Genomic DNA, 24,968 nt, shown 5'->3' with positions numbered 1-24,968 from the left:
TCTGTGTGGCTATGGGCCATCCATTCTCTCTTTGCAATTTCTCTTTCTTGGTGTCATGCTCTTTGCTGTCAGTCGTTCTTCCGCCGATTTTCTTTCCTTAATAATCTGATTTTCACATAGAAGGTTCCCAATGGATTTCCTCGCCGGTTTTTTACCTCTTATCAAGATTATTTCAGTCTTTGCATGCATGCTTGTCGGAATAAGGATGCGCCTTGGAGTCGGTCCTTCAATACTCATAGGTGCGGTGGTCATGGCCGTATTCACCTCCATGGGGGCGGGCAGTTTCATTCAGGTTTCGCTCAGTGCCCTGGCTGACTCCAAAACCCTGTTTCTTGCCCTGATTGTGGCTCTTATCATGGTGCTTAGCGGCTTGCTTGAACGCACGGGACAGGCTTCCAGAATTATGGAATCCCTGACCGGGTATCTGCGCAGCCCCCGGTTGCGGCTGGTGTTTTTTCCGGCCCTGATCGGTCTTCTGCCCATGCCCGGAGGTGCCATTTTTTCAGCTCCCATGATTCAGGAGGCAGCCGGAGGACTGGATGTTTCCTCAAGGGAAAAGGCGGTCATCAACTACTGGTTCCGTCATGTCTGGGAACTTACCTGGCCGCTCTATCCGGGAATGATTCTGGCTGCGGCACTTTGCTCCATGCCCATCTTCAAGCTCATCAGCTATACTTTTCCGGGGTCTCTGGCGTGTATTGCGCTCGGCTGGTTTTTCTTCCTGCGGCCGTCTGTGCTGCCTATGGCCAATAACGGTAATTCACAGGGAGATGGACCTGCCAGGACCGGAGTCAGAAGAATTCTTGTTGAAGGGCTGCCGCTCATAACCGCCATCGTCGGAGCGCTTTTTTTTGAAGGGACGCTGGCCGCGCTTTTTCCGGACATTCCTTTCGAGTCCGGAATCGTGCTCGCCCTGACAGCGGCAGTGCTGTGCGTAGTTTTTGCCAATCCCGGTTCCCTGCCGCTTGTCCGCTCGCTATTGCTGGAAAAACGGTTCCTGAACATGGTATTCATGATTCTCTGTGTTTTCGTGTTCAAGGATATTCTGGGCGCAAGCGGTTTGATTGATGAACTTTCGCGCATGGCCGGAGGGGAGACAGCACTTGTCGCGGCGGCGGTTCTGGTGCCTTTCCTCGTAGGATTCATTTCCGGGATCACCATGGCCTTTGTCGGCTCCGCCATGCCTCTGGTCGTAGGACTAGTTCATGCCTCCGGACTTTCCGACCAATTGCCCGCCTGGATGGTGCTGTGCATGTTTTCAGGTTTTTCCGGGATAATGGCGTCGCCGCTGCACATATGCTTTCTGCTTACCTGCGAATACTTCAAGGTTGACATGTATTCCTCATGGAAGCAGGTTGCCGTTCCCAGCCTCGTACTCATGATGCTCGGAGTAGCTTACTTTTTCATTTTATTGTAAGGGTAACTTCCCTTGAATTAATGCTAAGAAAAAATCGGAGGAATATAATATGGCCAATCCCATGGTACTGATGGAAACCCCTGAAGGCGAAGTGCTCATTGAGCTTTTCGAGAAGGAAGCACCCAAGACAGTGGAAAATTTTCTGCGTTATGTAGATGAAGGATTCTATGAAGGAACCCTTTTTCACAGGGTTATCAATAACTTCATGATTCAGGGCGGCGGGTTCGATTTTTCCATGAAACAGAAGGATACCCATGAGCCTGTTGAAAACGAAGCAGACAACGGCCTTAAAAATGAGCTGGGAACCCTTGCTATGGCCCGCACCATGGACCCCCATTCCGCTACTGCACAGTTTTTCATCAACGTTAAGGATAACGGCTTTCTGGACCACACCGGCAAGAATCCTCAGGGCTGGGGATACTGCGTATTCGGAAAGGTGGTTGACGGCATGGAAGCTGTTGAGAAGATCAAAAAGGTAAAAACCCGCTCCTACGGTCCCATGGATGATGTCCCGGTTGATCCGGTCAGCATCATCTCCATGAAGCGCTTTGACGACTGATTAAAGCCTTATCTGATAGTTTTTAGGGCAGTGCCGGAAAGTAATTTGCTTTCCGGCACTGTTTTTTGTTTTGCGGACTTGATTTTTCGGCCCTTTTTAATAAGAATTTTAGTCAGTAGTTATTTTTGTTTTCTGATTTGCCGGTCCGGAGGAGAAAGTAAATTTTCCGCATAAAGCACCAGGGGTAACTTTTGGATAATTCTGATTTAACAATTCTTGTAATTGATGATGAATCTTTTGTCCGTGAAACCATAAGCGATTATCTCAGCGATTCAGGTTTTGAGATAATCGGAGCCGGTGACGGGGAAGAGGGACTGGATGTTTTCAGGAAAGAAAATCCGGATGCCGTGCTGGTTGACCTGAACATGCCCAAGGTCGACGGTTTTGAAGTGCTCAAGGCCGTAACCACGGAAAGCCCGGACACCCCGATTATAGTTGTTTCCGGAGCCGGACTTATTCAGGACGCCATCAATGCCGTTCGTCTGGGAGCCTGGGATTTTGTCACCAAGCCGATCGTGGATTTGAGTATCCTCGAACATGTGCTGGGCCAGGGATTGGAACGGGCGAGGCTGATCAAGGAAAACAGGCGCTACAAGGAGCATCTTGAAGCCGAGGTTGAAAAACGGACCGAAGACCTCCGCCGGGAGGTTAAAGTCCGCCGGGAGACTCAGGATGCGCTCATGGCCATTCAGGATGAGGTCATTGAAACTCAGAAGGAAATAATCCTGACCCTTGGCGAAGTTGTTGAAAACCGCTCCAACGAGACTGCCAATCATGTGCGCAGGGTGGCCGAGCTATCCTATATTCTGGCCCTGCGTAACGGTATGAGCGATGAAGAGGCGCAATTGCTGCGGCTTGCATCCCCCATGCACGATGTGGGCAAGATAGGCATACCGGACACCATCCTCAACAAGCCCGGAAAACTTACCCCTGAAGAAAGAAAGATAATCGAGTCCCACACAACCATCGGGCATGAAATTCTTAAGCATTCTGACCGCCCCATCATCAAGGCCGCTGCCATTGTAGCCTATGAGCACCATGAACGCTGGGATGGACTGGGTTATCCCCGTGGAATTTCCGGTGAAGACGTGCACGTATACGGCCGCATTACCGCCATTGCAGATGTATTTGATGCTTTGGGCAGCGAGCGTGTTTATAAAAAAGCATGGGATATTGAACGGATAAAAGAATATTTCATGGAATCGAAGGGTAAGCAGTTCGACCCGTTCCTTACAGATCTTTTTTTTGGCGATATAGACGAAATCCTCAATCTGCGCCGCGAGTTCCCTGACGGATGATCCGTTAAGCGGCTTCCACCATTACATCCCTGCGAGCCATGTTTTTTAAACATGGCTCAGTTTTTTCATTTTCCTTATATATTTTTCAACGTGACCCTCTGCGGCAATTGATCCACAGGGCGAAGCCATTTTTTGGACAAAAAAAAGATGGCGGCACCGAGTCTTTGTCGAGGGAGGATTTCGGCACCGCCATCAAAGGGGTTGGACTGTAAGGAACTTTACTGTTTCAACCAAATCAGGGGTGTGATTATTGGTAGAATACAACAGATTGATTGAAATGCAAGTAGAATTTGTATTTTTTTAGGCCGGGAAGAGTTTTTCCTGACGCAACAGCAGGTTTACGTGTATTGAGTGAATGAAATTCAGCAAAAAGTATGATATTGCAGATAATAAATTCAGTTAAGATTGCGCCATCGTAGAAATCAACATGCAGGAGATTGAAAAATGGATGTCTTTGAAGCTATTTACAGCCGCAGAAGTATCAGGAAATATGAGGATAAACCGGTAAGTGAAGAGTTGATCAGCAAGCTGCTCGGCGCGGCGATGATGGCTCCGAGTGCCGGAAATGCGCAGCCGTGGCAGTTCATTGTTGTGGATGACCGGGAAAAGCTGGATGCTGTTTCGGACATCAACCAGTACGCCGCAATGGCCAAGAAGGCTCCGCTCGGTATTCTTGTCTGCGGCGATTTAAGTCTGGAAAAATACGCCGGATACTGGGTGCAGGACTGCTCCGCCGCAACAGAGAACCTGCTGCTAGCTGTGCGTGCCAGCGGACTGGGCGCTGTCTGGACCGGTATACATCCCATTGAGGAGCGGGTGCAGGGCTACAAAAAACTTTTCAATCTTCCCGAGCAGGTCATCCCGCTGGGATTTCTGGTTATCGGCTGGCCGGATCAGGAATCCAAGAAAAAGGACCGCTACAAGGAAGAACGGGTTCACAGAAACAACTGGTAGCTGTCTACATAAATTTCTGCCCCGGTGCTCAGGTGCCGGGGCTTTGTTTCATCCATTCCAGCACTGTTGACCACATCTGCTCCGCCTGCCTGGCGTCAAAACAATCCGAATCCGGTTTTGCAAACCCGTGTTTCGAATCTTTCACCCTGATTATTCTGCAGACGATTTCAGAATCGTTTATCTCCCCTTTGAATTGGAGCAAATGCTCTTCGGGGACCACGGGGTCGTTTTCAACATATATTGCCAGCAGAGGGCATTTTACATCGCCTGCGGCTGCGGGGTGGGTGGTATCAAGATATCCGTATACGCTTACAGCGCCTTTCAGATTTGCGCCCGTGCGGGCAAGTTCAAGCGCGCAGCCTCCGCCGAATGAAAAGCCGAGGGCGAATACTGTGTCGGAGTCCGCTTCCGGGCATTTCAGCAGCGTTTGCAGACAGGCGCATGCCCTTTTGCGCATGAGCAGCCTGTCGTTGCGATATAAACGGTGTATTGACCGGGCCTGTTCAATATCCGCCGGAAGGTTGTCTCGCCCGTAGAAATCTGCCGCCAGTACCGTGAAGCCCGCTTCGGCGAGTCGTTCGGCATGTCCCAGAGTGGCTTTATCGAGCCCGGTGTATTCGTGGATGAGCAGTACTGCCGGGTGAGGTCCGTCTTCGGCGGGCGAAATCAGGACATGCTCCAATTCAATGCCTTCATGAAACTGCCGGACTGTTTTGGATCGCGTTGTCATTTCCCGCTGCCGATCTTTTCGTCAAGTCTGATCCGTGAGCCGCACAACCCGCCGGTTTCCTCACAGTCGTAGGAGGATTCATCCTCCTTGGGTTCCACGTGTATGGTTACCTGACAGTTGTTCAGTTCATCCTTGATGCAGGTTTCTATCTCCGAGCACAGTTCATGGGAGCTGGCGATGGTGGATTCTCCGGGAAGCAGCAGGTGGAAATCGACAAAGCGGTCCGATCCCGCCTTGCGGGTGCGCAGTCCGTGGTAGAGCGCATCCTGTCCTCCGCATCTGCGTATGGCATTGTCTATGACGAGCAGTTCTTCCTGCGGAAGGGTGTTGTCCATCAGTCCGGAATACGATCTTCTGATCAGTGAAAATCCGGTGAATACGATGTTACCGGCCATAATGAGCGCGATAATCGGGTCGATTACCGACCATGCAGGCGGTGTGAACAGCATGATCCCCAGTCCGGCCACCAGCCCCACGGATGTCCATACATCGGTGAGCAGGTGTTTTGCGTCAGCTTCCAGAATTATGGAATCATGTATTTTTGCTCCCTTGAGCATGATCCGGGCGGTTACGAAGTTCACGACCGATGAAAGAAGCGCGATGAACAGGCCGGGACCGAGATTGTCCGGAACCGCAGGGTTGGCGAAGCGTTCGACAGAAGCATAGACGATTCCTACCGCGGCGATGAGGATAAGCATGCCTTCCGCACCGCTGGAGAAATATTCGGCCTTGCCGTGTCCGTAGGTATGGGCGGCGTCCGCCGGTTTGAGGGCCAGGTTGAGCGAGGCGAGCGCCAGCATGCCCGCGGACAGGTTGACCAGAGTTTCCAGTGCGTCCGAGAGCAGACCGACCGAGTCGGTCATGTACCAGGCCCATGTTTTGAGAACCATGGTGACGATGGAGGCTGTCAGTGAATAATAAATATATTTCTTTGGTGATTCAGGCATAGGCGTGCGGAGTTTGCCGGTTTTCGCGGATACGGAATGCAATGTGTCCGTATCCGCGATTAAAAGTTTCCTTCAGTCAGTACTCAGGACTCCTGTCTGATCTTGCGTTCGAATTCGGTGCGGTCCTTTCCGACGTAAAAGATGAACGTGCACAGCATGACGATCATGCAGCCGATAAGCGCATCTTTGGCCGCTCCGGAAAGCGCCACAAGGCAGAATCCGCAGGCCAGCAGAGCCGAGGTAATCTGCAGCCAGGCCCGCTTGGCATGGAAACCGTAGCGGCGCAGCAGGTTGAGTGCGGAGTAGAAATACGGAGGCAGGGTCAGCAGCACGGCGATGGAGGCGATGTTGCCGAACAGGGACTGGGTATTTCCACCCTTGGAAACCAGCATGAGCACTACAAGCAGGATGCTCATCATGATCGAGGAAAGTATAAGCCCCATTACCGGGGTGCCGTGATTGTTTTTGCGGCCGAAAATTTCCGGCAGGGTTCCGTCGCTTGCGGCTCTGCTTCCGGCCTGTGATACCAGCATCATCCAGGAGCCGAGCGATGCCAGGCAGGCAAAGGCGGTGACAGCCGAAACAAGTTTCGGAACGTATTGCGCAAAAGGCAGGCTTGCGCAGATATGCCCCATGGCCATAGAGAAAGGTGCTCCGGAAGCAGCCATCTTGTCCGCAGGGAACATGCCCGATATGGCTGTACAGGAAAGAATGTAGACCAGTCCGGCAAGGGCTGTGCCTATCATTGTGGACAAGGGTATCGTCCTTTTGGGGTCTTTGACCACGGCGGTGTTCACCGCGGCACTTTCCACGCCGATGAAGCTCCAGATGCAGAGAATGATGGCCGCCAGCACGGCAGAGTCGGGCGTCTGGCCCTTGACCAGCCAGTTCGCGTTGAACTGGGATGCGTCAAAGAACATCCACCCCGCTGTGCCGGTAACAATCACCGGAATGAGCAGTAATACTACGCCTATGGATACCAGCCGCCCTATCCAGTCCGCGCCGAGAATGTTTATGCCGGTGAACAGCCAGATAATGGCTATGGAAGTGATCCCGGACATGACCGGGTCCTGAAGTGCCGGGAAAAATACAGAAAGATAGTCCACACCGGTGATGGCAATGGCAAGGTTTCCAATCCAGTTTGCATGGTAGTAGAGCAGCCCGGACTGGTATCCGAGAATAGGTGCAACTTCGCCGGAATAGGCGATGGGACCGCCTTCCTGCGGATCCTCCATGCCCAACCTTGAATAAACGTAGGCAAGAGCCAGCGCGCCGAGGAGAGCCACTCCCCATCCTATGAGGGAAATGCTGCCTATGGCGGCGAGGTTTGCCGGGAGCAGGGCTATGCCGGATCCCATCATGTTTCCGGCCACAACTGCCGTACAGGCGATAACACCCATTTTCTTATGCTCAGCCGACATCTACATTCTCCTTTTGGCAGCGGGTACCGGTTGTTTTTGCTATTTCGGATTGCAGTCAGGTTGAATCCATGCGGAAGGATTTAAGCACGAATCAGCAAAATTGAGCAAGAGTATTATTGGGCTGCACGTATGCGGAGGCAGCAGCGGATGCAAAAAATAATGAGTTAGACATCAGTCGGTAACAGAATGATACAAATCGGTTTAACAGGGATCGGTGGGGCTTTTTTTGATGCGCTTCGCGCTTTTGATAATTTAATTTCGCCTCTGGCAGCCAAAGGGGATAATCCCCTTTGGAATCCTTATTAGTTTATAGGAGTTGTTTTGAAAGCTGTAACTCTAACACAAAGCGTGGGGAGCTTTCGGAAATAGCCACAGCAAATGTGGGTAGTCTAGCGCGACGACATCCGGTCAGGACGCCGCCACCTTGCTTTTCAGCAGAGGTTTTTTGATCCCGAACTTGCGAAGCACACTTTTCATGGCGTCCGTTGATTCCGGTGTTCCGGTATGGCGGACGAAAACACGGTACCATGTTCTGGTGCCGCTTTTTCCCGGTTCAACATAGGCGTCAAGTCCGTTTGCTATCAGTTTGTCGCTGAAATCTCTGGCCCTTATCTCGTCTCCGAAAGAGGCTGCCTGATAGATATAATTGTAGGTCGGCAGGGTGGTTGCCTGCGGATTGTCCATTTCAACCGGAGGTTCCGGCTGTGCCTGTGCGGCAGGGGGAGTCTGCGCAACAGCGGCGGGCTGGGCAGGAGCTTCGGCTTTGGGGGCCGGCTTGTCCGCAGGTTTTGCTGCGGCAGCCTTGGGGGTTGCGCTTTGCTTTTCTTCTGCCGGTTCCTGGCGGACAGCAGATTCAGGCTTTTTCTTGAGCTGATCGATATAGCTCAATTCCTCGGGCTTCAGCACACCGCCCTTTATTTCTCCGGAGCTGTTGGCCGACTGGCCGGGCATCATCATGGCCAGTTCCGGCACATCGTTCTCCGGCTGGTAGCCGCGGCCGAGCAGTATGCCCAGGATAAAGAATGCGCACAGAGCCGCCACACTACCGGCACACAGACCGATCATTTCCGGTACCGTGAAGGTGAATGTGTATGTTTTTTCCTGATTGTTTGCGGTCTTCTTTTTTCCTGTGGAAGCAGCCATCACGATCTCCGATTTAGCGGCTGACCCGAACGGTTCTAATCACGGCGGAGACGACAGCTCTGCCCGGTCTCTGCTGAAAATCAGCCTCAACCGGGAATCCTGCCGTTTTTTACCGTGTGCCGTTCAGGGCAGCCTGTTTTCAATTCAGTTACATGCGTTCAGGAGCGGATACCCCGAGCAGTTTCAAGCCGTTGGCGAGAGTTGTTGCCACGGCCTGCAGCAGCACGAGCCTTGCTTCCACAACCTCGCCTTCGGCGGAGAGGATGTGGTGCATGCTGTAAAATCTGTGCAGAGCTCCGGCCAGGTCCCGCAGATAGAAGCTTATTACGTGCGGGCTCATGTTTCTGCCTGCGCTTTCGGCAACATCGGCAAACTGGTCCATGAGTTTCATCAGCGCAAGTTCTTCCGCATTGTTCAGGGAGGACAGTGCTGCCGCATCCGTAGCGGGAATGTTGATACCCTGCTCGGCGGCCTTGCGGATAATCGAGCAGATGCGCGCATGGGCGTACTGTACGTAATAGACCGGGTTGTCCATGGTCTTCTGTTTGACCAGATCAAGGTCGAAATCCAGATGACTGTCGCTCTTGCGGGACAGGAACATGAACCGGGAAGCATCGCGGCCTACTTCATTTACCACGTCTTCAAGTGTTTCGAATTTACCAGCGCGGGTGGACATGGCAATCTGTTCGCCGCCGCGCAGCAGGTTGACCAGCTGGACGAGAATTACATCAAGCTGTCCCTTTTTGCCGAGGGCCTCCACTGCAGCCTGCATGCGGGGAATATAACCGTGATGGTCAGCACCCCAGATGTCCACGACCACGTCAAAACCGCGTTTATACTTGTCGTCATGGTAGGCGATGTCCGATGCGAAATAGGTCAGATCGCCGTTTGATTTGCGCAGGACGCGGTCCTTGTCGTCGCCAAGATCCGTGGACCGGAACCAGAGGGCTCCGTCCTTTTCGTAAGCCATGCCGCGTTTTTTGAGGTCGGCAAAGGTTTCTTCCACTTTTCCGGCGGAAACAAGACTTTTTTCCGAGAACCATACATCGTGGCGCACATCAAATGCGGCGAGGTCTTTCTTGATGCCTTCAAGAATCTGGTTCATGCCGTATTCACGGCAGATAGCCACGGATTCCTCTTCCGTCATATCAAGGATGGTGGGATTCAGTTCAAGGACTTCGGCTGCGATGTCCTTTATGTAATCACCCTTGTAGAAATCTTCGGGGTCGGGAATATCGCGTCCCTGAGACTGCTGGAGGCGGACCCAGATGGAGTTGCCGAGAATGAGCATCTGGCGTCCGGCATCGTTGACGTAGTATTCAGCCTCAACATCGAAACCGGTGAAGTCCAGTATGCGGACCAGACAGTCGCCGATGGCGGCACCGCGTCCGTGGCCGATGTGCAGGGGGCCGGTGGGGTTGGCGGAAACGTATTCCACCTGTATTCTGGTACCCTTTCCGATTTCGCTGCGGCCGTAGTCCGCACCTTTTTCAAGAACATCGGAAATTATATCCTGCCAGAATGATTCGGAAAATGTGAAATTCAGGAATCCAGGGCCGGCGATGTCTGTTTTCTCTATATATTTGTCGCCTTCGAGTCCGTTCTTTATTTCTTCGGCGATTGCTCGCGGATTCATTTTGGCCTGCTTGGAAAGCATCATGGCTATATTTGCAGACATATCACCGAATTTATTATCTTTAGGCGGTTCGATCACAGCCTTTTCAGGCCATTCCCATCCCTTGGATTCAAGAATGGAACCGAGTACTTTTTCAAGATGTTGTTTAGCTTTCATTGCGGATTGAAATCTCCTTGTGGAATTATGAAAGACAGCCACGGAGGCTCTGTATTCGCCCTTCCGTGCTGTTTGCGGCTTTGCGGCAAGCTTCGCTTACCATCTTTCCTTGCGGCTTCCAAGTCTTCATTGACGGGCCGAAACGGCAATCCGGGCCGTATCATCATTGACTTTTCATTGATACAGTAAAAAATTGCTCCGCACAAAGGAGAATGTGTGCTGACTGACAGTTGGATCGGCAGTTGCCGTCTGGTTATAAACCAACACATTTAAACCGTTCCGGATTTCAAAGGGGCTGTACTGGGCCGGGGAAGATGGTTATCATGGCGCGGTCAGTTATTCGGATTCAGGCGTTTCGGCATTATTTTTCTGCGGTTATCATGGCTCCGGAAATAATCGAATAAACTTCCAATGTATTCGGAAAATGTTTTCCGTACAGAGGCAGGCAGATGGGCAGACCAATTGCGTTACTTACGGACTTCGGCTTGGATGACCCCTACGTGGGGCAGATGAAAGGGGTGCTGGCTGCGCGTGCACCCGAGTCCCCTGTTATTGACGTCAGCCACGGAGTGGAGCCGTTCTGTATTTCCCAGGCCGCTTTTTTTCTGGCTGCCGCCATGGAACATTTTCCCGGCGACACTGTTTTTATAGTTGTTGTCGATCCCGGTGTGGGCAGTGGACGCCGCATCATCGGGGCGGAGTTCGGCGGCAGGACGGTACTGGCACCGGATAACGGGGTTCTTGAACTGGCCGAGGATAAATTCCGCGGGACCGCCATCCTGACCGATCTCAGCGAAGCTGCGGCCAGAATGCACAGTTCGGCCACTTTTCACGGTCGGGACATTTTCGCGCCGATTGCAGCAGAGATTGTCGGCGGCGTTTCGCTGGAGGAACTGGGGCCGAAGCTGCCCCTGCGCGACATGGTCAGGACCGGTATGAACAGACCGCACTGGCGAACTGACGGCGTGCTGGCAACCGTGCTGCACAAGGACCGGTTCGGCAATCTCGTGCTGAATATCCCGGATAGTCAGAACCTTCCGGAACGTATGTCCATATCGCCGGATCTGCTTCTTTCCGGTAACGACAGCTGCTGCATACGCAGGGTTTCCTGCTATGCCGAACTGGAGAGCGGAGTAATGGGACTGATTGCCGGGAGTCAGGGTTACTATGAACTTGCAGTCAACCGAGGTGCTGCTTCCGAAATGATCGGCCTTGAACCGGGAGACACCCTTTTTCTGGAGTGGAACGGACGTAAGCCTGTTTTCCTGTAAGAATACCTGCCGATATCGACCACGTTATGCGAAAGAAATATTCAAATCAACCACAACAGGCGGAAACCATGAGTGCTGTAAAGGCCGGACCGGATATAAAAAAAATACTGCTTTCAGCAGCCCTGCTTTCAATAATGGTCATTGTCGTTTACGGACGTTGCGGCGGTTTTGAACTGGTCACCTATGACGATACCAGCTATGTAAGTAATAACGCCCGGGTCATGCAGGGACTCTCCGCAGACAACATCGGCTGGGCTTTCAGCACCTTTCAGCTTTCCAACTATCATCCCCTGACCATCATATCCCACATGCTGGATACCTCTCTTTTCGGGGATTCTCCGGGCGCCCGTCATCTGGTCAATGTCTTTTTCCACCTGTGCAATGTCCTGCTGCTTTTCTTTTTTCTGCTCAAGTCAACTGCGGATTTACGCTGCGGCGGACTGCTGCCCTCGTTTTTTGCTGCCGCCTTTTTCGCCGTTCATCCGGTGCACGTAGAATCTGTCGCCTGGGTGGCGGAACGCAAGGACGTGCTTTCCACCTTCTTCTGGCTGTCTGCCATGCACGGCTGGCTTGCCTATGCCCGTGACCGCAGCCCTGCCAACTACGGGCTGACCTTTTTTTTCACCGGCATGGCCATTCTTGCCAAGCCCATGGCCGTTACCCTGCCGGCCGCCCTTTTCCTGCTTGATATATGGCCCCTTGGCAGGGTGGTTTCCGGCAGGAAGGTTCTGCCGCAACTGGCCGGTCTTGTTCTGGAAAAGCTTCCCCTGCTGGCTCTTTCCGTTCTTTCTTCCGTCCTCACCCTGCTGGCTCAGGAGGGTGGGGGAGCAATGCAGTCCACAGCTTCATTTCCGCTCTCTTTGCGTCTTTCCAATGCCCTTGTTTCCTGGGTAGCCTATCTGCGGGAACTGTTCGTCCCGGCAAACCTTGCGGTTTTCTATCCCTATCCGCAGGAAATTCCGCTCTGGAAGCCGTTGCTGGCCTTGTTGTTTATTGTTGTTGTTACTGCTGCGTGTCTGCGGATATACAGAAAATTTCCCGCAGCTGTCGTTGGCTGGCTATGGTATCTCGGCACCCTTGTACCGGTTATCGGGCTGGTGCAGGTAGGGGATCAGGCCATGGCGGATCGCTATGCCTATATTCCGTTCATGGGGTTGTACATGGTTCTGGCCTTCGGAGTTGCCGCGCTGGTGCGTGAGGGGCGTCTGCCCGGCAAGGCTGCTGTCGGGGCAGGGGGGGTGATCGTTATCCTGCTGCTAGCCGGAGCGTATGTGCAGGCCGGGTACTGGAAAAACAGTGAAACACTCTATCTCCGGGCTCTGGATGTCACAGAAAACAACCACCACATGAACTACAACTACGCCAACCTGCTGGAACGCAAAAAGGAATACCCCAAAGCCGCAGGATACTACCGGGCTGCAATCAAGGCCGACCCGTCCCACTACAAGGCCATGACCAATCTCGCGAACATTCTTTCCCGGCAGGGCGATGTTGACGGTGCCATGGAGCTTTACGGCCGGGCTCTTTCCGTAAATCCCGAATACGCCGCAGCCTATTCCAACAGGGGGATAGGCTATCACAAGCAGGGCCGCTTTGACCTCGCGCTCGCGGATTACAGGAAAGCCCTTCAACTGGACCCGAACAATGCCAACACAATGGTCAATATGGGGCTGCTTTACTATATGCGCGGAGACCTCCCGGCCGCAAAAGAGTGGCTGCACAGAGCCCTGGCCGCAGACCCCCACAATGAAGCTGCCAGGCGCAATCTTGAAATGATTCCTTGATATGTTGCGCTTCGCGCTTTTGGTCATTTGATTTCGTCTCCGACGGCCAAAGGGTCCGCGACCCTTTGGAATCCCATGTTATTTTAGAGAATTCTTACAGCAGAAAGAAATTAACCCTTTTTAAATATCATAAGAAATATCGTCTTGGCTCCACAACCATCTGAACATACGACCTATTTAATAAAATAACTAAATTATACAATTAGGGATTCCAAAGGGGATTATCCCCTTTGGCCGTCGGAGACAAATTCTTTAATTAAAAGCGCGAAGCGCAACAAATATTTCCAAAAAGGCATTCCATGCGGAATTAATGAAAAAAGGCACATAAAATTTTCTGTTTGAGCAAAATTAGCAAAAAAATTCTGGACAGAACCTGCTTAACCGCGCAAGTAAATCTGTTTGTGCGCTATGTCGGAGTATAATATCCGGTTTTGATCTTTCTGTATCTTTCCTGCAGGGCTGGCCTGATTTCCTGCTCCCGCATGCGTTACAATACGGTATGGGCAGTTCCCGTAATATGTTTTCCTCGTTCTCTGCGCCAATTTAAGGGATCGGGGTTGGGAATGTTTTGCGCAATGTAACAAGGGTGTGTTCCGGGATGGAAAAATTACAGAAAAAATACGGTTTCTGGACTGCAACTGCAATGGTTGTGGGAATTGTTATCGGTTCGGGGGTCTTCTTCAAGGCCGATGACGTGCTGAAGGCCGCCGGTGGCGACCTGCCGACAGCCCTGACCGCATGGCTCATAGGTGGAGCCATCATGGTGGTCACGGCGTACGTCTTTTCAAAAATTGCCACGCGCATCGAGAGGGTCAACGGCGTTGTGGACTACTTTGAAGAGGCTTACGGGAGAAAGGCGGGCTACATGGTGGCCTGGTTCCTTACCTTTATCTACTATCCGACTCTGGTGGCTGTTCTGGCCTGGGTTTCCGCCAACTATACCGCCGGGCTTATCGGTCTTAAAGACAGCGTCTGGGTAATTTCATTCATATATATGACCGGATTTTTCCTGCTGAACTACTATTCTCCGGTTCTGGCCGGTAAATGGCAGGTGGCTTCCACGGTCATAAAACTCATTCCGCTGGCTCTGGTGGCTGTTGTGGGCGGTATTGCCGGGCTTTCCAGCGGCCAGACCATGCAGAATTTCATGGATGCCGCCAAGGTTGTTTCCGGCAGCGGCGGGGGGCTGGCCGTGGCCACGCTTTCGACCGCTTTCGCATACGAGGGCTGGATTATAGCCACGGTCATCAACGCGGAGTTGAAGGATGCCAAACGCACGCTCCCGAAAGCGTTGGTAGTCGGTACAATCGCGGTTATGACTTTTTACATGGTCTATTACATGGGTATCTCCGGCGTGCTGACCAACGATCAGGTTCTAGCGGAGGGTGATGCCGCTCCGGTAAGGGTTATCGAGATGATTTTCGGCTCCGTGGGAGGAACCCTGCTGACCGTTTTCGTCATCATATCCTGTCTGGGCACCCTGAACGGGCTTATCATGGGTTCAGCTCGCGGCATGTTTTCCATTGCCTCGCGCAACATGGGGCCGCGGCCGGACATTTTCAGGCAGATCAACCCCAGCACAAACAGCACGGCGCATTCGGCCATTGTCGGATATTTCCTTTCCGCATTCTGGCTGATGGTCTGGTACGGCAACTTCCACGGCTGGTGGGGGCAGTTCATGGACATCTCGGAATTGCCCATTGCTTTTCTGTATGTGATTTACATTTCCATTTACATCTGGGTGATGAGGACTTTTGACGATCTCGGAGCGCTCAGCCGCTTTGCCTGCCCGGTTATGGCCGGGGCCGGTTCGATATACATCATCTGGGGGGCGGTGCATAAGGACATGTTCGCCCATTTTCTGATAATATTTCTGCTGATACTGGCAGCCGGGGTGGCCTTGATGAACAGTTCAAGGCGCTGATCCGCTTGCATGAAACAGGAAAAAAGTATTATGCCCGCATTGAATCAATGCGGGCATATCTGTTTTGGGCTTCGGTATGCCGGATCAAGGAGTTGCCATGGCCGGTCTGGAAGATAAAATTGCGGAAATAGCAAGGCGCTACGCTGCTGCGCTGGAAGGCAGGGTGGTTGAGATAGAAGGGTGTCTGGGTGTTTATGAAGTTTCCGGAACCGAGGCGGATCTGGAGGCTTTCTACACAAAGGCGCACGCGATTGCCGGTTCGGCCAGAACTTTCGGGTTGCCGGAGGTGACAGCAAAGGCCAAGGACCTGGAACTGGCTGCCCGCGGCGGGGCGGAAATAAAAATTTTACATGAAAAATTGACAGCCTTGAAAAAATGTATTTCTTCCTGATTCTTGAACAGGTTAAAAATGACATTTACTGTTCGGCTCCATGCCGTTCTGCCCTTTTCAAGGGGGGGCGGAGAACTTTTTTAGGTTGCATACTGTCTTCTTGGTGGTTATAGGCTCCAAACTATGAGCAAAGATTTAATTGTTGTTGAGTCCCCGGCAAAGGTGAAGACAATCAGCAAGTTCCTTGGGAAGAATTACCAGGTGGCCGCATCCGTAGGTCATGTGCGAGATCTGCCCAAGAACAAGCTGGGAGTTGAGGAAAACGGTGATTTCACTCCGCAGTATCAGATCATTCCCGGCAAAGAGGACGTGGTCAACAAGCTGAAGAAGGCAGCGGCCAAGGCCGATCATGTCTTCCTGGCACCTGACCCCGACCGCGAGGGAGAGGCTATCGGCTGGCATGTTGCGGCCATTATCAAGGATGTGAATGAAAATATCAGCCGTATTCAGTTCAACGAAATCACTTCCAGGGCCGTCAAGGAAGCTCTTGAACATCCCCAGCCGCTGAACGAGCAGCTTTTCGATTCTCAGCAGGCCCGCCGTATTCTTGACCGGCTGGTCGGCTACAAGATTTCTCCCATACTCTGGAAAAAGGTCAAACGCGGTATTTCCGCCGGGCGCGTGCAGTCCGTGGCCCTGAAGCTGGTGGTGGAAAGGGAAAAGGCCCGCCGGGCTTTTATTCCGGAAGAATACTGGCTTTTCAAGGCTCATCTGGAAGGCAAAAATCCACCTCCGTTTGTGGCTGATCTCTGGAAAGTGGACAACAAGAAGGCCGAGATCGGTTCCGCCGAAGAAGCCGAAGCGCTTGAGAAAAGCCTCAAGGGTGCTTCTTTCGAGATTACTGACCTTACGGAAAAGGAACGCAAACGCAGCCCTCTTCCGCCCTACATCACCTCGACACTCCAGCAGGATGCCAACCGCAGGCTCGGTTACTCCGCCAAAAGGACCATGACTCTGGCCCAGCGCCTTTATGAAGGTGTCGAGCTGGGTGACAAGGGAACAACAGCGCTCATAACCTATATGCGTACGGACTCGGTACGTATCGCCAACGAGGCCAGGGACTCGGCCAAAACGCTCATTCTGGAAAAGTACGGCAAAGAATTTTATCCTCCCAAGCCGAGGGTCTATAAGTCCAAGGGCGGGTCTCAGGACGCTCACGAAGCAATCCGCCCGGTAGACGTCTCCATCCTGCCCGAGGATGTAAAGGCATTCCTGCCGCCGGACCAGTTCAAGGTTTACAGACTTATCTGGAACCGGTTTGTCGCTTCGCAGATGGCCTCAGCCAGCTTCTGGGATACCGTTGTAACCGTAAAAGCAGGTGAGACTCTTTGGCGTTCCAAGGGCGAAAGACTGCTTTTTCCCGGCTTCATGCGTGTTACCGGCAAGACCGGTGATGAAAATCTTCTGGAACTGCCCAAGCTTGAAAAGGGAGAAATGCTCAAGGTCGACAGGCTGGAAAGCGAGCAGAAGTTCACTCAGCCCCCGGCACGCTACTCCGAAGCTTCGCTTGTGCGTGAACTGGAGGAAAAGGGCATAGGTCGTCCTTCCACTTACGCGTCCATTATTTCAACCATTCAGGATCGTGGTTACGTAAATCTCGAAGAGAAGAAATTCATTCCCACCGAACTGGGCTTTGTGGTCAGCGACCAGCTTTCGGAGCATTTCAAGGAATTGATGGACGTGGGCTTTACTGCGGCCATGGAAAAGCAGCTTGATGATGTTGCCGAAGGCAAAATGGAATGGACTTCCCTGATGAAGAATTTCGTGGACGGTTTTTACCCTACCCTTGAAACAGCTTCCAAGGAAATGAAGCGTGGTGGAGAGGATACGGGAATCGTCTGCGATAAATGCGGTGCGCCCATGGTCATCAAGTTCGGCCGCACCGGGGAGTTTCTCGGATGCTCCAATTATCCGGACTGCAAGAACATCGTCAACTTTGCCCGTGACGAGAAAGGCAAAATTGTGGTTCTTGAGGATCAGGCTCCGGAGGATACCGGCGTAACCTGCGACAAGTGCGGTTCTCCGATGGCCGTGAAACGGTCCGCCCGTGGTGAATTTCTCGGATGTACCGCCTATCCGGACTGCCGTAACATCAAAAATTTCGTTCGCGATGACGATGGCAAGATTAAAGTGGTGGAAACGGATGCTCCGCAGGTTGTGGGCAAGTGCCCGGACTGTGACGGTGGTGAACTGATCATAAAACATGCCCGCAGCGGCAGCAGGTTTATCGCCTGTTCCAATTATCCGGATTGTAAATACGCCCAGCCGTTTTCCACCGGCGTCAAATGTCCGCGCGAGGGCTGCAAGGGGGAACTGGTTGAAAAAAGTTCGCGCAGGGGAAAGATCTTCTATTCCTGCAACCAGTACCCGGACTGTGATTATGCGGTCTGGTATCCTCCGGTTGAGGGTCCGTGTCCCAAATGCGGGCACCCCGTGCTGGTAAGAAAGACCACCCGCGCAAAGGGCGAGCATATAGCCTGCCCGGAAAAAGGTTGCGGTTATGTTCAGGAGATCGATGAATAGTTTCGGTGGTCTCCGTATTTTTGTAGAAAAAAGCTAGAAAATTTCAAGTCGGCCTAACGGTCGGCTGAAGCCCTTTCCGAGTTGTGTTGGAAAGGGCTTTTGCGTCAATTGCAGGGCGAATATCGCCACGTTGTTTTGAAATTGGCGTACCGAAGGGTTTTCGTGTATTTTGCACCTGAATATTTACAGGACGCGAACTGTGTTATGAATTCAACCCTCGCAGCATAGCCGGAAATATGCCGGACACTGCGCAGAGAGGAAATAATATGTCTGAGTATAAATTTGGATGGGTGGCGCTTATCGGACCGCCCAATGCGGGTAAATCCACGCTGATGAACCACTATCTGGGGCAGAAGGTGGCTATAGTCTCGCCCAAGCCGCAGACCACCCGCAACCGTATAAGCGGTATCCTGAGTAATGAGGATTCGCAGGTGGTGTTTCTGGACACTCCCGGTATCCATCGCATGCGCGGCAAGATGAACCGCTTTCTGCTTGATTCGGCCTGGGAGGCCCTCGGGGGTTCCGATGCCATCATCATTCTTTTTGATGCAGCCCTTTACGCCTCCAAGCCGCACCTGATGGAAAAAGATCTGGCGCCGGTGGTAAAACCGGTAAACCAGTCCGGCAGGCCGGTCTTTGTGGCGGTCAACAAGGTTGATAAGGTCAAGGACAAGGCCATGCTGCTGCCGGTGATGGAGAAAGCACAGGAATTCTGGCCTGAAGCGGAGTTTTTTCCGGTTTCGGCCCTTAAGGGCGAAGGAGCGGATGTTCTGCTGGAAAAGGTGGTGGAGTCTCTTCCCGAAGGTGCCCCCATGTTTCCCGACGACCAGATTTCAACCGTACCCATGCGGTTCATGGCTGCTGAAACAGTCCGTGAAAAGCTGTTCATGGGGTTGCAGCAGGAGTTGCCGTACTCAACCGCCGTTGAGATTGAATTCTGGAATGAAGAGCCGGAGCGGAACCTTGTCAACATCGGAGCGGTAATTTACACCACCAAGAAGAATCACAAGGGTATGATCATCGGTAAGGGTGGACAGAATCTCAAAAAAATCGGCACTCAGGCCAGGACGGAACTGGAAGAGATGCTCGAAATGAAGGTGATGCTTGAACTCTGGGTCAAGGTCCGTGAAGGCTGGACCGAGGATGTTGGTTTTCTGCGGTCCCTTGGACTGGGTGAATAGCTTTTGTGGATGATTTCTTGTTCTTTTGTTTTCTTTTTATTAAAGAAATTCATATAATCAACCGAAATTCAGTGTAGGCCGCTCACTTAAAAGCGGCAGTAATCAGATGGACAGCAGGGAAAAAGAGCTTACGGAAAATCTGGCAGAGGTCAGGGAAGAGATTGCTGATGCTGCGCTCAGATGCGGGCGCAAGGTCGATGAAGTAAAGCTGTGTGCGGTTTCCAAACTGCACCCGGCGTCCGATATAGAGATTCTGTATCGGGCCGGGCAGCGCTGCTTCGGAGAGTCTTATGTGCAGGAAGCCCTTGCAAAACAGGAAGAACTCGCCGGGCTTGAAATAGACTGGCATTTCATCGGCGGACTGCAATCCAAGAAGGCAAAGCAGGTGGCCGGCAGGTTCAGCGCCGTCCACAGCGTGGACTCGATAAAGCTGGCCGGTCTGCTGGACAGGAAAGCTGCGGAACTTGGCGTTACCCAGAATATCCTCGTTCAGGTCAATACCGCCGGTGAGGAGCAGAAATGCGGCATCGGTGAAGAGCAGCTTCCCGCGCTTTTGGAACAGATTCTCGGACTGGGCAGCGTGAAGCTTGTCGGGTTGATGGCTCTGCCGCCATTTTTTGACGATCCGGAAGGGGCAAGACCCTATTTCGCTCGGCTGCGCATGCTTGCTGAGGGGATGGAAAAACTGTTCGGAATAAAACTTCCGGAATTGTCCATGGGCATGACCGGAGATTTCAAGGCCGCCATTGAGGAAGGGTCCACAATGGTCAGGGTAGGAACCAAGATATTCGGCCGCAGGACCGGTTATTGATCGGGCTGGCAGGGGTCGGAAAATGCAGGACGGGCGGAGCGGTCCTGTAAAATAATCCACAGGCGGATTGTATGGATCTGGGTACAGTCATAGGCATAGTTCTTTCCTTCGGACTGGTTCTTTCGGCTATTCTGGTCGGAAGCCCCCTTTCCATTTTTATTTCAGTTCCTTCGCTGCTTATCGTTGTCGGGGGAACGATCGGTGCATCTCTGGTCAACTACCCCATGGGACATGTCCTCGGTGTTGTCGGGGTCATTAAAAAGACCTTTTTTTCCAGCCTCGAATCCCCCGGTGAAATTATCGATAAGTTTATGGATTTCGCCAACAGGGCCCGCCGTGAAGGTATTCTTTCGCTGGAACCTGCCTTGAAATCCATTGAAGACGATTTTCTGCGCAAGGGGCTGCAGCTGACCGTTGACGGCCTTGAACCGCAGGTCATTCAGGAAATTCTCGAAACCGAAATTCAGTATCTTGAAAACAGGCATGAGACCGGTGCAGAAATATTGAAAATTTTTGCCGACTTTGCTCCGGCCATGGGGATGATCGGTACGGTTATCGGGCTGGTGCAGATGCTCCAGACCATGAGTGACCCCAGTACCATCGGCCCGGCGATGGCCGTTGCGCTGCTGACCACTCTTTACGGCGCAATTCTGGCCAACCTCGTCTTTACACCCATGTCCGGCAAGCTCAAGACACGCAGCAAGGAGGAGATTCTCCTGCGTGAAATGGTAATGGAAGGAATCATATCCATTTCCAAGGGTGAAAACCCGAAGATAATCGAAGAAAAGCTCAACAGTTACCTGCCGCCCAAAATCCGCAAGAGCACGGACTAAACCGGGAACTCTTTTTCGGGGGGAGCACATGGCAAAGAAGAAGAAACCGCCTGAGCCGGAAGGACAGCCCCTGTGGCTGATCACCTTCAGTGACCTCATGACCCTGATGCTCACCTTTTTCGTGCTGCTGGTGAGTATGTCCGTGGTTGATGAACGCCGCAAGCTGGTGGTGCTGGGCTCCATTATCGGCACATTCGGTTTCGGCTCCAAAGGCTATGATGTGCTTTCCGACGGGTCTTCACGCAAGACGGTCGAGATCGGTCCGATGGAGATCGAGAGTGACCTTGAGCCGATTAAACCCCTGCTCTGGGAATTTGCGGAAGAGGATTTGCGATTTGAATCCAATCGTTTTGTGCAGATTCTTTCCGTGGGGGCTGATGTCCTTTTTTCGCCGGACAGCACCTCAGTTTCACCAGAAGGACAGAAGATTCTCGACACGGTGCTGCCTGTTCTTAAAAGGGTCAGTCATCCGGTGCTGGTGGCAGGCCATACTTCCATTCTGCGGGACGAACTCGGCGAAGACTACCGGGTTGAAGACACGGCTCAGGTCCCGGACATTTCCTGGAAGCTATCGCTCAACAGATCCCTGGCCGTTTACAGCTATCTGATCCGTCACGGGATGAATCCCGAAATGCTGAGACTTGAAGCCTATGGAAAATTTCGGCCCCGGCATCCGGAAACAACACCGGAGGGGCGGAGAATGAACCGCCGTGTGGACCTTGTTCTCGATACCCGGAGCGCGGCTGTGGAGCGTGAACTCAAGTCCTACGAACCCCCGAAGAAAAAGGAAAAAGAATTCAAATACGATGGATTTGTCTTTCCTGTTGACGGTTCCGGCAGCCCGGCCGGAAACAAGCCTTGAGGTTAGAGCATGGGACGTGACAAGGTAAAAAAGCCGCCGGATCCGGGCGGGGGATGGCTGGTCACTTTTTCGGATCTGGTGACCCTGCTTTTGACATTTTTCGTGCTCCTGCTAAGTATGGCTTCAATGGACCAGAGTTTTATCACCCGGGTAACCATTATGCCTGCAGAGTTAGGCTTTCTGGCCGAACGCGGGGCCGGCCGGGTCACGGCAAAGGTCAAGCTGGTAAGTGAATTTCTGGAACGCCCGTGGGAGGTAATGGAACGTCAGGACAGAATAAAGGATCTCCTGTTCCCGGATGATGTCCTTCCCCCGGACATGGATAGGGCTACACTTGATGAAAACCTCAAGGTGCTGGCCAAACCGGAGGGCGTCGCGCTGGTACTCACCGACAAGCTGATGTTCCCGCTCGGCGAGGCGCGTCTTGACGAGAGTGCCAAAATACTGCTTTATCAGTTGATTCCGGTGCTTGAATACCTTGGATCGGCTGACATCAACATTGCCGGCTACACCGACAATGTTGGCGGAATGAGTGCTGATAATTTTCAGCTTTCCGGGGATCGGGCCATGTCCGTGCTTACTTTCTTTGCCGAACAGGGTATAAAAAACGCACGGATGAGTGTTTCCGCTTACGGGCCGGCGCTTCCCATGTACAGCAATACCACCCCGGAGGGGCGTGCCCAGAACCGGCGGGTGGAAATATTGATAAAAACCACTCCCCACATGGGGGGATACTGAAATAAAATCAACCGGAGAGGCTGATAGAAATGGCTGAAGCTAACGGCGAAGAACCGAAAAAGAAAGGCGGCATATTAAAGTGGATCATTCTGCTGGTCCTGCTCGGAGCCCTCGGTGGTGGTGGATTTTTCGCCTACCAGAAGTTTTTTGCAGCCCCGCAGGAGGATGCAGCGGAAGCTCCCGCAGCCGATGAGCAGGCTGCCGATCCGGATCAGGGCCCGTTGCCCGGCAGCGGATTCAACGTCACGTTGCCGACATTCGTCGTCAACCTTGCCGATCCTCTGGGCCGCAGATACCTCAAGCTGGGAATTGACGTGGAAGTGGTCAGCGAAGAGGCTTCCGCGGAGTTGTCCAAGAAGGAACCGATGGTCAAGGATACTCTGATTCTGCTCCTTTCCAGCAAGACATATCAGGATCTTTCCAGCATGGAGAGCAAGATTCTGCTGAAAAAAGAGATCGTCGACAGGCTTAATCAGATTCTGGGCGGTTCCAAGGTACTGCAGGTATACTTTACGGATATGGTTATTCAGTAGCACGGATTTTGCTTGGTATATCCGGGGTGTCTTTTTTTTGGCAGGTCCGGTAACGGGATGAATACAGTCGGAGGAGAACGGCAATGATGTCTGATGATCTTGATCAGGATAAATTAGCGCAGGAGTGGGCTGATGCCCTTACTGACGATTCTGACGGCGGCGATCCTCTGGCGGACGATCTCGGGGGCGGCGATGAAGCCCTGGCCGACGAATGGGCGGCTGCCCTGGCTGAGCAGGATGATTCCGCTTCCGATGATGACGCGCTTGCCGATGAATGGGCTGCGGCTCTGGGCGAGCAGGCTGATGTCGGCGGCGGAGGCGGGGGCGGGGGCGGCGATGACGCACTTGCCGATGAATGGGCGGCGGCTTTGGCCGAGGATACCGGTGACGACCTCCGTAAGGAGAAGGAACAGGAGTTCCTGCGCACTCAGACCCGCGAGGCCGATTTCAAAGACCTGACCAATGAGGCCAAGAACCCGCGCCATGACGGCTCAAGGCGCGATCTGGATTTTATCCTTGATATCCCGCTCGATGTTTCAGCGGAACTGGGGCGGTCCAAAATGCTTATCAACGAGTTGCTGCAACTCGGAACCGGGTCAGTTGTGGAACTGACCAAGCTGGCCGGTGAACCCCTTGAAATTTATGTTAACGGCAAGCTTGTCGCCCGTGGCGAGGCTGTAGTCATCAATGAAAAGTTCGGAATAAGGCTGACCGATATCATCAGCCCCATTGAACGGGTGAAACATCTTGCCTAACGCTACCGTGCTTCCTTCCATGGTCCCGGATGCAGGTGTCGGGTCTGTGCTAAAGATGTCGGCGGCACTGTTTTTCATTCTGGCGATGCTGCTGCTCGCCTATTATGTTCTGCGCAGGCTCAATGTGGGGGGCGGATTATCCGGAATGCGCAAAGGCGAGTTGCAGATTGTGGACCGGATTGCGATAGGACCCCGCCAGAACATTACCGTTATCCGCTACCGGGACCGTGATATGGTTCTCGGAGTCACTCAGGACAGAATAACTTTGCTCCATGCAGGGGACGAAGGGCATGCTTCAAGTAAAAAAGATTTTCCCGGATATCTTGAAAAAGAAAACTCCGGCTTTTCTGATTCTTAGCGCAGTCCTGCTGCTGGCACTCCCGGCTCTGGTCTTCGCCCAGGAGCAGACCATCCCCACGCTGACCCTGAATCTTGCCGCCGGGCAGGAGGAGCCTGAGCAGGTCGCCAAGCTGCTGGAAATACTTTTCCTGCTCACCATTCTGGGCATGGCTCCGTCCATTCTCCTGACCATGACCTCGTTCACAAGGATTATCGTTGTCTTCCATTTTCTGCGTCAGGCCATGGGTACGCAGCAGATGCCTCCCAACCAGATTCTGGCCTCTCTCGCCATTTTCATGACGGTTGTCATCATGATGCCCACGGGCAAGGCAATCAATGACACTGCTCTGCAACCGTATCTGAATGAGGAAATCGGCTTCAAACAGGCTCTGGACAAGGCGCAGATACCCGTCAGGCAGTTTCTCTTCAAGCATACCAGGGAAAAGGACCTGTCTATTTTCTATTCGATCACCGGGGAAAAGCGACCGGAAACCAAGGAGGATGTCAACACCATGCTCCTGGTCGCCGCCTATACCATCAGTGAACTTAAAACCGGGTTCACCATCGGATTTCTCATCTACATACCTTTTCTGATTCTGGACATGGTTATCGCCAGTATTCTGCTGGCCATGGGTATGATGATGCTCCCGCCGGCAATGGTCTCGCTGCCTTTCAAGATACTTCTTTTCATCATGGTTGACGGCTGGGCGCTTCTTACGGGCTCCATCGTCAACACATTTCAGTGACCGGGGGAGTAGTGCG

Annotated in this window: 23 protein-coding genes; 18 read left to right on the top strand and 5 right to left on the bottom strand. The window is 52.7% G+C overall.

Features of this window, described 5'->3' with window-relative positions; genetic code table 11:
- The first annotated feature begins 130 nt into the window (after window positions 1-130).
- The 4 genes from ACKU4E_RS13400 to ACKU4E_RS13385 all read left to right on the top strand — a co-directional run bounded on the left by ACKU4E_RS13400 (window position 131) and on the right by ACKU4E_RS13385 (window position 4,228).
- On the top strand, window positions 131-1,417 hold the full coding sequence (locus ACKU4E_RS13400; protein ID WP_320171583.1) for a DUF401 family protein: 1,287 nt from the start codon (window positions 131-133) through the stop codon (window positions 1,415-1,417).
- Window positions 1,418-1,466: 49 nt separating this feature from the next.
- The gene (locus tag ACKU4E_RS13395; protein ID WP_320171582.1) at window positions 1,467-1,976 is read left to right on the top strand and encodes a peptidylprolyl isomerase; all 510 of its coding nucleotides are present in this window, start codon (window positions 1,467-1,469) and stop codon (window positions 1,974-1,976) included.
- Between the two features lie 191 nt (window positions 1,977-2,167).
- On the top strand, window positions 2,168-3,274 hold the full coding sequence (locus ACKU4E_RS13390; RefSeq protein ID WP_320171581.1) for an HD domain-containing phosphohydrolase: 1,107 nt from the start codon (window positions 2,168-2,170) through the stop codon (window positions 3,272-3,274).
- 444 nt (window positions 3,275-3,718) lie between these two features.
- Entirely contained in the window at window positions 3,719-4,228 is a 510-nt protein-coding gene (locus ACKU4E_RS13385; RefSeq protein WP_320171580.1) for a nitroreductase family protein, read from the top strand.
- 28 nt (window positions 4,229-4,256) lie between these two features.
- Here ACKU4E_RS13385 and ACKU4E_RS13380 read toward each other — a convergent pair whose 3' ends face one another.
- The 5 genes from ACKU4E_RS13380 to argS form a co-directional block, all read right to left on the bottom strand.
- Window positions 4,257-4,958, bottom strand: coding sequence for a dienelactone hydrolase family protein (locus ACKU4E_RS13380; protein ID WP_320171579.1), 702 nt, complete (start codon window positions 4,956-4,958; stop codon window positions 4,257-4,259).
- Window positions 4,955-5,905, bottom strand: a complete 951-nt coding sequence (locus ACKU4E_RS13375) for a cation diffusion facilitator family transporter (RefSeq protein ID WP_320172639.1) — start codon at window positions 5,903-5,905, stop codon at window positions 4,955-4,957. The genes ACKU4E_RS13380 and ACKU4E_RS13375 overlap by 4 nt, the downstream gene beginning before the upstream one ends.
- Window positions 5,906-5,988: 83 nt before the next feature.
- Window positions 5,989-7,326 carry an amino acid permease gene (locus ACKU4E_RS13370; RefSeq protein WP_320171578.1) on the bottom strand — a complete coding sequence of 446 codons (1,338 nt, stop codon included), beginning with the start codon at window positions 7,324-7,326 and terminating at the stop codon, window positions 5,989-5,991.
- A gap of 408 nt (window positions 7,327-7,734) precedes the next feature.
- Window positions 7,735-8,469 (bottom strand): SPOR domain-containing protein, encoded by a 735-nt coding sequence (locus ACKU4E_RS13365; protein ID WP_320171577.1) that lies wholly within the window; start codon window positions 8,467-8,469, stop codon window positions 7,735-7,737.
- Window positions 8,470-8,617: 148 nt separating this feature from the next.
- Window positions 8,618-10,261, bottom strand: coding sequence for an arginine--tRNA ligase (gene argS / locus ACKU4E_RS13360; RefSeq protein WP_320171576.1), 1,644 nt, complete (start codon window positions 10,259-10,261; stop codon window positions 8,618-8,620).
- A 449-nt stretch (window positions 10,262-10,710) separates the two neighbouring features.
- Here argS and ACKU4E_RS13355 point away from each other — a divergent pair, with 449 nt between their 5' ends.
- The 14 genes from ACKU4E_RS13355 (at window position 10,711) to fliP (ending at window position 24,952) form a co-directional block, all read left to right on the top strand.
- Entirely contained in the window at window positions 10,711-11,532 is an 822-nt protein-coding gene (locus ACKU4E_RS13355) for an SAM-dependent chlorinase/fluorinase (RefSeq protein WP_320171575.1), read from the top strand.
- A gap of 68 nt (window positions 11,533-11,600) precedes the next feature.
- A complete protein-coding gene (locus ACKU4E_RS13350; RefSeq protein ID WP_320171574.1) occupies window positions 11,601-13,316 on the top strand; it encodes a tetratricopeptide repeat protein in 1,716 nt (571 codons plus the stop codon).
- 598 nt (window positions 13,317-13,914) lie between these two features.
- Window positions 13,915-15,240: an amino acid permease gene (locus ACKU4E_RS13345; RefSeq protein WP_320171573.1), complete on the top strand. Its 1,326-nt coding sequence runs from the start codon at window positions 13,915-13,917 to the stop codon at window positions 15,238-15,240.
- Window positions 15,241-15,337: 97 nt separating this feature from the next.
- The gene (locus ACKU4E_RS13340) at window positions 15,338-15,631 is read left to right on the top strand and encodes an Hpt domain-containing protein (RefSeq protein ID WP_320171572.1); all 294 of its coding nucleotides are present in this window, start codon (window positions 15,338-15,340) and stop codon (window positions 15,629-15,631) included.
- Window positions 15,632-15,754: 123 nt separating this feature from the next.
- Entirely contained in the window at window positions 15,755-18,154 is a 2,400-nt protein-coding gene (topA, locus tag ACKU4E_RS13335; RefSeq protein WP_320171571.1) for a type I DNA topoisomerase, read from the top strand.
- A 266-nt stretch (window positions 18,155-18,420) separates the two neighbouring features.
- Window positions 18,421-19,335 (top strand): GTPase Era, encoded by a 915-nt coding sequence (gene era / locus ACKU4E_RS13330; RefSeq protein WP_320171570.1) that lies wholly within the window; start codon window positions 18,421-18,423, stop codon window positions 19,333-19,335.
- Window positions 19,336-19,441: 106 nt separating this feature from the next.
- Window positions 19,442-20,146, top strand: a complete 705-nt coding sequence (locus ACKU4E_RS13325) for a YggS family pyridoxal phosphate-dependent enzyme (RefSeq protein WP_320171569.1) — start codon at window positions 19,442-19,444, stop codon at window positions 20,144-20,146.
- A gap of 71 nt (window positions 20,147-20,217) precedes the next feature.
- Entirely contained in the window at window positions 20,218-20,979 is a 762-nt protein-coding gene (locus tag ACKU4E_RS13320; protein ID WP_320171568.1) for a MotA/TolQ/ExbB proton channel family protein, read from the top strand.
- A gap of 28 nt (window positions 20,980-21,007) precedes the next feature.
- The gene (locus tag ACKU4E_RS13315; protein ID WP_320171567.1) at window positions 21,008-21,841 is read left to right on the top strand and encodes a flagellar motor protein MotB; all 834 of its coding nucleotides are present in this window, start codon (window positions 21,008-21,010) and stop codon (window positions 21,839-21,841) included.
- Window positions 21,842-21,850: 9 nt separating this feature from the next.
- Window positions 21,851-22,579 carry an OmpA family protein gene (locus ACKU4E_RS13310; RefSeq protein WP_320171566.1) on the top strand — a complete coding sequence of 243 codons (729 nt, stop codon included), beginning with the start codon at window positions 21,851-21,853 and terminating at the stop codon, window positions 22,577-22,579.
- A 29-nt stretch (window positions 22,580-22,608) separates the two neighbouring features.
- The gene (gene fliL / locus ACKU4E_RS13305) at window positions 22,609-23,112 is read left to right on the top strand and encodes a flagellar basal body-associated FliL family protein (protein WP_320171565.1); all 504 of its coding nucleotides are present in this window, start codon (window positions 22,609-22,611) and stop codon (window positions 23,110-23,112) included.
- A gap of 83 nt (window positions 23,113-23,195) precedes the next feature.
- Window positions 23,196-23,867 (top strand): flagellar motor switch protein FliN, encoded by a 672-nt coding sequence (gene fliN, locus ACKU4E_RS13300; RefSeq protein WP_320171564.1) that lies wholly within the window; start codon window positions 23,196-23,198, stop codon window positions 23,865-23,867.
- Window positions 23,860-24,225 (top strand): flagellar biosynthetic protein FliO, encoded by a 366-nt coding sequence (fliO, locus tag ACKU4E_RS13295; RefSeq protein WP_320171563.1) that lies wholly within the window; start codon window positions 23,860-23,862, stop codon window positions 24,223-24,225. The genes fliN and fliO overlap by 8 nt, the downstream gene beginning before the upstream one ends.
- Entirely contained in the window at window positions 24,158-24,952 is a 795-nt protein-coding gene (gene fliP, locus ACKU4E_RS13290) for a flagellar type III secretion system pore protein FliP (RefSeq protein WP_320171562.1), read from the top strand. Before fliO ends, fliP begins: the two co-directional genes overlap by 68 nt.
- The last annotated feature ends 16 nt before the right edge of the window (window positions 24,953-24,968 follow it).

Origin of the sequence: Maridesulfovibrio sp., assembly GCF_963677005.1 — a bacterium.
Lineage (GTDB): Bacteria > Desulfobacterota > Desulfovibrionia > Desulfovibrionales > Desulfovibrionaceae > Maridesulfovibrio.
This window is presented reverse-complemented; position numbering and strand designations above follow the sequence as displayed.

Bases quoted from the DNA above. Each gene is read 5' to 3' on its own strand.
- ACKU4E_RS13310 (WP_320171566.1), top strand. From the start codon at position 21,851: ATGGGACGTGACAAGGTAAAAAAGCCGCCGGATCCGGGCGGGGGATGG.
- ACKU4E_RS13375 (WP_320172639.1), bottom strand. From the start codon at position 5,905: ATGCCTGAATCACCAAAGAAATATATTTATTATTCACTGACAGCCTCC.
- ACKU4E_RS13370 (WP_320171578.1), bottom strand. From the start codon at position 7,326: ATGTCGGCTGAGCATAAGAAAATGGGTGTTATCGCCTGTACGGCAGTT.
- fliP (WP_320171562.1), top strand. From the start codon at position 24,158: ATGCTTCAAGTAAAAAAGATTTTCCCGGATATCTTGAAAAAGAAAACT.
- ACKU4E_RS13400 (WP_320171583.1), top strand. From the start codon at position 131: ATGGATTTCCTCGCCGGTTTTTTACCTCTTATCAAGATTATTTCAGTC.
- ACKU4E_RS13385 (WP_320171580.1), top strand. From the start codon at position 3,719: ATGGATGTCTTTGAAGCTATTTACAGCCGCAGAAGTATCAGGAAATAT.
- topA (WP_320171571.1), top strand. From the start codon at position 15,755: ATGAGCAAAGATTTAATTGTTGTTGAGTCCCCGGCAAAGGTGAAGACA.
- ACKU4E_RS13380 (WP_320171579.1), bottom strand. From the start codon at position 4,958: ATGACAACGCGATCCAAAACAGTCCGGCAGTTTCATGAAGGCATTGAA.
- ACKU4E_RS13345 (WP_320171573.1), top strand. From the start codon at position 13,915: ATGGAAAAATTACAGAAAAAATACGGTTTCTGGACTGCAACTGCAATG.
- ACKU4E_RS13395 (WP_320171582.1), top strand. From the start codon at position 1,467: ATGGCCAATCCCATGGTACTGATGGAAACCCCTGAAGGCGAAGTGCTC.
- ACKU4E_RS13355 (WP_320171575.1), top strand. From the start codon at position 10,711: ATGGGCAGACCAATTGCGTTACTTACGGACTTCGGCTTGGATGACCCC.
- fliN (WP_320171564.1), top strand. From the start codon at position 23,196: ATGATGTCTGATGATCTTGATCAGGATAAATTAGCGCAGGAGTGGGCT.
- fliL (WP_320171565.1), top strand. From the start codon at position 22,609: ATGGCTGAAGCTAACGGCGAAGAACCGAAAAAGAAAGGCGGCATATTA.
- ACKU4E_RS13325 (WP_320171569.1), top strand. From the start codon at position 19,442: ATGGACAGCAGGGAAAAAGAGCTTACGGAAAATCTGGCAGAGGTCAGG.
- ACKU4E_RS13340 (WP_320171572.1), top strand. From the start codon at position 15,338: ATGGCCGGTCTGGAAGATAAAATTGCGGAAATAGCAAGGCGCTACGCT.
- era (WP_320171570.1), top strand. From the start codon at position 18,421: ATGTCTGAGTATAAATTTGGATGGGTGGCGCTTATCGGACCGCCCAAT.
- ACKU4E_RS13365 (WP_320171577.1), bottom strand. From the start codon at position 8,469: ATGGCTGCTTCCACAGGAAAAAAGAAGACCGCAAACAATCAGGAAAAA.
- ACKU4E_RS13315 (WP_320171567.1), top strand. From the start codon at position 21,008: ATGGCAAAGAAGAAGAAACCGCCTGAGCCGGAAGGACAGCCCCTGTGG.
- argS (WP_320171576.1), bottom strand. From the start codon at position 10,261: ATGAAAGCTAAACAACATCTTGAAAAAGTACTCGGTTCCATTCTTGAA.
- ACKU4E_RS13350 (WP_320171574.1), top strand. From the start codon at position 11,601: ATGAGTGCTGTAAAGGCCGGACCGGATATAAAAAAAATACTGCTTTCA.
- ACKU4E_RS13320 (WP_320171568.1), top strand. From the start codon at position 20,218: ATGGATCTGGGTACAGTCATAGGCATAGTTCTTTCCTTCGGACTGGTT.